At 56.0% G+C, this 6,059-nt stretch carries 5 protein-coding genes; 1 reads left to right on the plus strand and 4 read right to left on the minus strand.

Going from position 1 to position 6,059, the window contains the following annotated elements; genetic code table 11:
• Positions 1–239 precede the first annotated feature (239 nt).
• The 3 genes from thiO to V6D20_05940 form a co-directional block, all read right to left on the minus strand.
• A complete protein-coding gene (gene thiO, locus V6D20_05930) occupies positions 240–2,201 on the minus strand; it encodes a glycine oxidase ThiO (GenBank protein HEY9815325.1) in 1,962 nt (653 codons plus the stop codon).
• Between the two features lie 47 nt (positions 2,202–2,248).
• Positions 2,249–2,632, minus strand: coding sequence for a hypothetical protein (locus V6D20_05935; protein HEY9815326.1), 384 nt, complete (start codon positions 2,630–2,632; stop codon positions 2,249–2,251).
• Positions 2,633–2,710: 78 nt separating this feature from the next.
• Positions 2,711–3,049: a 2Fe-2S iron-sulfur cluster-binding protein gene (locus V6D20_05940; protein ID HEY9815327.1), complete on the minus strand. Its 339-nt coding sequence runs from the start codon at positions 3,047–3,049 to the stop codon at positions 2,711–2,713.
• 408 nt (positions 3,050–3,457) lie between these two features.
• Between V6D20_05940 and cimA the strand changes: the two genes are divergently transcribed.
• A complete protein-coding gene (cimA, locus tag V6D20_05945; protein ID HEY9815328.1) occupies positions 3,458–5,110 on the plus strand; it encodes a citramalate synthase in 1,653 nt (550 codons plus the stop codon).
• A gap of 66 nt (positions 5,111–5,176) precedes the next feature.
• On the opposite strand, the gene V6D20_05950 is transcribed toward cimA, so the two are convergent.
• Complete coding sequence (locus tag V6D20_05950) at positions 5,177–5,731, minus strand: DUF2062 domain-containing protein (GenBank protein HEY9815329.1); 555 nt, start codon at positions 5,729–5,731, stop codon at positions 5,177–5,179.
• Positions 5,732–6,059 lie beyond the last annotated feature (328 nt).

The following is a 6,059-nucleotide window of genomic DNA, read 5'->3' on the forward strand; positions in this document are numbered from 1 at the left end:
GGATGGTCGGGCTATGCCAGTCAGCGCCCACCGGGCATTGTCATTCTATTCAGAGGTCTCAAACACTTTGACACCCTCTTTGAAGGTTGGTCACTGGCTCATCTCTAAGATGTGTATAAGCGGTAGCCCAAAAGGAGAGGGACTTTGAGGCATCTTCAATGATGTAGCGACATGTTAAAGACTAGGATTCCCCTCGTCCGCAAGACAAGGGGTTTTGACTACCATTCTGTAGCCGCAGACTAGCTAATCGTGCCGGTAACAGGAGAACTGGCGATCGCGTAGGTTTGCACCGGAATTCGTCCTGCTAGGTAGGCCATGCGTCCTGCCTGGGCGGCCATGCCCATGGCTTGCCCCATGAGAGCTGGCTGTTGAGCTTGGGCGATCGCTGTATTGATCAGCAGCGCATCTGCTCCCATTTCCATGGCTTGGGCTGCTTCGCTGGGGGTGCCAATACCCGCATCCACAACCACGGGAATGGAAGAATTTTCGATAATGATCTGAATGTTGGCCGCATTACGGATGCCTTGCCCAGAACCAATGGGCGAGCCCAAGGGCATGACTGTAGCGCAACCGGCTTCTTCGAGGCGTTTGGCGAGCAGTGGATCGGCGTTGATGTAGGGCAGGACAGCAAATCCTTCTTTCACCAGTTGTTCTGCTGCTTCTAGGGTGCCAATGGGATCGGGTAGCAAATATTTGGCGTCGGGAATCACTTCCAGCTTGACGAAATTATTATCCTCTTGCCCCAGCAGTTTGGCCATTTCTCGCCCCAGACGGGCCACGCGAATAGCATCTTCAGCGGTTTTACAGCCAGCGGTGTTGGGCAACATCCAAATGCGGTTCCAGTCAATAGCTTCAGCCAGACCTTCATGGCCTGGAGCATTGGTTTGCACCCGCCGCACCGCCACGGTCACGATATCGCAACCGCTCGCGGCGATCGCCCCTTGCATATCCTGAAGGCTACGATATTTGCCGGTGCCCGTCATTAAGCGCGATTGAAAACTGCGCCCGGCAATCACCAGGGGGCTATCGATGGTGGCATTCAGAGTGGGAAATTGGGAGGAAAGGGTCTGCACAGAAGACTTCACTGTAATAGAGGTTGGAGTGGTTAAGGGTAAGGGGGGGCGATCGCGATCTGGAGTCACAAATCGCTGCCAGCTAAAGTGGGGTAACAAATCATGGGCGCGACGGTGCAGCACCCAGTCGGTCAGCAGTGTGGCGGTGGCGGGGGCTAGTAAAACGCCGTTGCGATGGTGCCCTACGGCCAGGCTGAGGTTGTCCCAAGGACTTTCGCCTAGGAGGGGCTGTTCATCAGGAGTGCTGGGGCGAAATCCCCACCAGCTTTCTTCCACACACCAGCTAGCCAGGGCAGGAAACAGGCGAATGGTGCGCTCCAGCAGCGACTGAAGACCGCTGGCCGTATTACCAGGGGTGAAACCTACCTGTTCGCTGGTCGCTCCGATGACCATCCGTCCATCTTGGCGCGGCACAAGGTAGATGTCATCTCCAAATAATACCCGCCGTAGGGGAAGGCGATCGCCCTGGGGTGGCTTGAGAGAAAGCATTTGTCCTTTGCGGGGCTGGACAGGAATAGGTAGTAAATCTGCCGCCCAGGCCCCGGTGGCTAGCACATATTGCCCAGCACTCCAGGCTCCCTGAGACGTCTGTAGGGTGGTGATCTGCCCCTGACGCTGGGGCAGGCTAGCGATCGCCACGCCCGTATGCATAACCACACCCAAAGCTTCCGCTGCCGCGACTAAACCGCACATCAAAGCCCGATTATCCACCTGGCCATCTTCAGGAAACCACCAGCCACCAGCCACTGCCTCTCCCAAACCGGGCTGGGCTTGATGAATAGCGGTGCGATCGAGCCATAGGTCGGAGGATGGCGTCAGCGCAGGGGCGGTATAGACAGGACGTAGAATGCCGCAGGGCCAATAGCCGACGGATTGACCGCTCAAATTTTCCAGCTTGCTCACCCACTCTGCATACTGATCTCGACTCCAAAGACAGAGATCCAGCAGGGGGCCAGGGGGTAAGGCTTCTGCTTGGGGGGCCAGCATCCCCGCTGCAGCATAGCCCGCCGCCTGTTGGCGATCGCGCTCTAACACCGTCACCGATGCCCCCTGTCGTTTTAGCTCAATGGCGATCGCTAAGCCTATCAGCCCACCGCCAATGATCACAATATCGCTGGTTGAAGTCATGCTTGCTCGTCAATCCTCAAATCTCTCAGGCTCATTCCTACTGGGGGCTACCACATCAAGTTGGCATCATCATTGGCGGCGCGGTTAGGACGCTGTCTACGGGGACGTTCGTCTTCAGCGGTCGCTCCAGTTCCAGCCGTGTCGCTCTCTTCGGCAGAATTGCTCTCGTCAGAGTTCCCTGAATCATCAGCATTTGCGGGATCGGTGGCTCCCCCAGCCGGGGCAACGCCCACGTCCTCGCGAGCAATTCCGCTGTCATCTACATCGCTGCGATCGCTTTCCTCTTCATCGCCAGAAAACATGCGTTGGAGGCGTACGATGGGCCCCGATCGCTCACTCTCCTCCTGAGCAGTGTCCTGCTGCTGGAGAGCCCGTACGGTTACGCTGAGGAAAAAACCAATTAAGAGCAGAAGTCCTAGGCGTTTTAACATCACGCTTGTCCTCAAGAGATAGATCAATGTCACAGGTCAATGTCACAGAAGCGATCGCCCCAATAGCAGCCCTAGGGATTAGGACTCAGGCTTCCATAGAATGGTGTCGCCCTGCCCCCAAAAACCATCAAACTTTGTGACGGATACATCTCCCAAGACCTGGGTTTGGCAAGCAAGACGGCGGTTGCGATCGGGGGTATGGGGCGGCAAGGAACGACGGGTGATATCGCGCCAATTCGCCTCAGATACCTCCCCTTCCACCTGCACAGCACAGGTGCCGCAGGTGCCAATGCCATGGCAGTTGATCCACTGGGCATTGCCGTTGTAGAGTGCAACCCCGTGCTGCATGAGCACCTGCCGCAGATTTGCGCCGCGATCGCATTCAAGCTCATGTCCCTGGACAAAAATCTTTGGCATGATGGTAGTCCTCGTATCGTGAAACCGGTCGATGATGAATAGCCGACCTCTTTGATTCTAGGTTGATTTTTGGTGCAAAATCCTTAATATGCTCTGTCATGATGGTAGAAGGGTGAGCCTGCCCATTCCAACCGCCTTTAGGATGAACAATCCTAGGACACCCCCTGAGCGATCGCCCTCCTGCCTATGATGGACAGCCGGTCTCCCTCTCCTTTGAGCACAAAACATTCATCTAGGGACGGGACATCCTAGGGACGGGACATCCGAGCCATTCCCTGTAGAAGATCAGCCCCCGTGGACGATCAACCGTCCGCTCTGCAGCCCACTTGGGTAGGATAGATCCATAGCCTAGGTTGTCTGGGCCATCCGTCGTACCACCCTTAACCAATCCGTCGAGCGCATCCTTCCATGACTTTAGACCGTTTGGCATCCCCAACAAAACTCTGGATCTACGACACCACCCTGCGAGATGGAGCCCAACGCGAAGGGCTATCGCTGTCCATTGAAGACAAAATTCGTATTGCTCGCCAGTTGGATCGCCTCGGGGTGCCGTTTATTGAAGGAGGATGGCCCGGTGCCAATCCCAAGGATGTGCAGTTCTTCTGGCAGCTTCAGGAAGAACCCCTCGCCCAGGCAGAAATTGTGGCGTTTTGTGCCACCCGTCGCCCTGGCCGCAGCGCCGCAGATGACACCATGCTGCAACCGATCCTCACGGCAGGAACCCGCTGGGTGACGCTGTTTGGCAAATCGTGGGATCTCCATGTCACCGAAGGCTTGAAGACGAGCCTCGATGAAAACCTCGCGATGATCCAAGACTCCATCGCCTTCTTCCGCAGCCACGATCGCCGCCTGATCTACGATGCAGAACATTGGTTTGATGGCTATAAGCAAAATCCAGCCTATGCTCTAGAAACCATCAAGGCAGCGATCGCGGCTGGAGCAGAATGGGTGGTTCTCTGCGACACCAACGGCGGCACTCTCCCCCATGAGGTCAGCAGCATCAGCCAAGTGGTGGTCGAGCAGGTCACTGCCTACGCTCAGCAGCTTGGCTTGGAAACCGTGCCGCAGGTAGGCATTCACACCCACAACGATTCAGGCACCGCCGTGGCCAATGCGATCGCGGCTGTGATGGAAGGGGCGCGCATGGTACAGGGTACGATCAACGGCTATGGCGAGCGCTGCGGCAACGCTAATCTCTGTACGCTGATGCCCAATCTGCAGCTCAAGTTAGGCTACGACTGCGTATCGAACGACCAGCTCGCCCAACTATCCGACTCCAGCCGTTTAATTAGCGAAATCGTCAACCTAGCTCCCGACGACCATGCTCCCTTTGTCGGTCTCTCTGCCTTTGCCCACAAGGGCGGTATTCATGTGAGTGCAGTGGAACGCAATCCCCTCACCTACGAACATATCCAGCCGGAATTGATCGGCAACCATCGCCGCATTGTTATTTCCGATCAGGCTGGCTTGAGCAATGTCTTAGCGAAGGCCCGCAGCTTTGGCATCAACCTCAATAAACAAGATCCCACCTGCCGCCATATTTTAGAGCGGTTGAAGGTGCTAGAGCATGAAGGCTACCAGTTTGAAGCTGCCGAAGCTAGCTTTGAACTGTTGATGCGGGAGGCCCTGGGACAACGACAAACTTTCTTTGGCGTGGAAGGGTTTCAAGTCCACTGCGGTATGGTGCCCGATTCCCAAGCCTGGGAGACCAATTCCTTAGCAACGGTGAAGCTGTTGGTGAATGGGCAGCATATCCTAGAAGCAGCAGAGGGAAATGGTCCTGTCTCTGCCCTCGATGCAGCCTTGCGTAAAGCGTTGACCAATGTCTATCCGGTCATTGCAGACTTCCACCTAACGGACTACAAGGTGCGGATTCTAGACGGAACCGCCGGCACCTCGGCCAAAACGCGGGTGCTGGTAGCCTCCAGCAATGGTTACCAACGCTGGACAACGGTGGGGGTGTCGGGCAATATCATCGAGGCATCTTACCAAGCAACCGTGGAAGGGTTGGAATATGGGCTGATGCTCCAGAACCAGGCCAAGGCAGCGCTGACATCGTGATCGGGTTGCTTGCCTAACGATGATGGTGGCAGCAGGGTGATCGTGGTTGCTCGGTTAGAACGGCTACTAATGATGATGGTGGTGACGACGGCGATGACGCACCTGCCGCAGGCGACGTAGATGGCGCACCAGCCATAGACCTATGCCGTAGCTACAGAGGGAGGCGATCGCTCCTATCACAAGGGAGCCCACAAACAGGCTCGCTATGAAGTCACCGCTGGTATCCATAAAGGCATCCCAGGAATTTAGCGACAGTCCCTCGGCCAGTTCTAGCTCTAGCCCTAGGATCTGGCGTCCAATGTGAAAGTTGAACGCGTAGAGGGGAACATAGGTCAAAGGATTGCTAATCCAAGTGCCGGCAGCAGCGACCAGCTTGTTGCCGCGAAAAATGGCCGCCAGCGCAATGCCAATCAGGGTTTGGAGGCCAAATAGGGGAAAGCAACCAGCAAAGACCCCAGCAGCTAAACCACGGGCGATCGCCTCAGAGCTACCCCGCAGACGAATGAAACGATAGAACAGATAGCGCAGTTGACGACGCCATCCTCGGTGTTGACGGCGCGATCGCCTCGGTAAAGTTGGGGGTTCATCAACGGGATTTGGGGAAAGACGGGGCGATCGCATAATACTAAGTCAGTCACGGCAGGACATCTGGGCAGTGAGGATGGTGACAGAGCACTTCAGTTACCAGGGATACTTTACGATTGTAGACGGTTGCCCCTAGAGTTTGAATCCGGGTATCTCAACACTCCGTAGATAACCTGACGCCCCAGCGGTATAAAAAGATTCCACATCAAGAGTCCACCTAGTAAGAGTGAATGGGCCATGGCTGCATCCTTGAATCACCACGAAACCATTGCGGCGATCGCCACTGCCATTGCCCCAGAGCAAGGTAGTGTCGGCATCGTGCGGCGATCGGGAAATCAATCTCAGGCGCTCGCCCGGCGTCTTG

It is taken from the genome of Candidatus Obscuribacterales bacterium (genome assembly GCA_036703605.1).
In the GTDB taxonomy this organism is placed as follows: Bacteria; Cyanobacteriota; Cyanobacteriia; order RECH01; family RECH01; genus RECH01.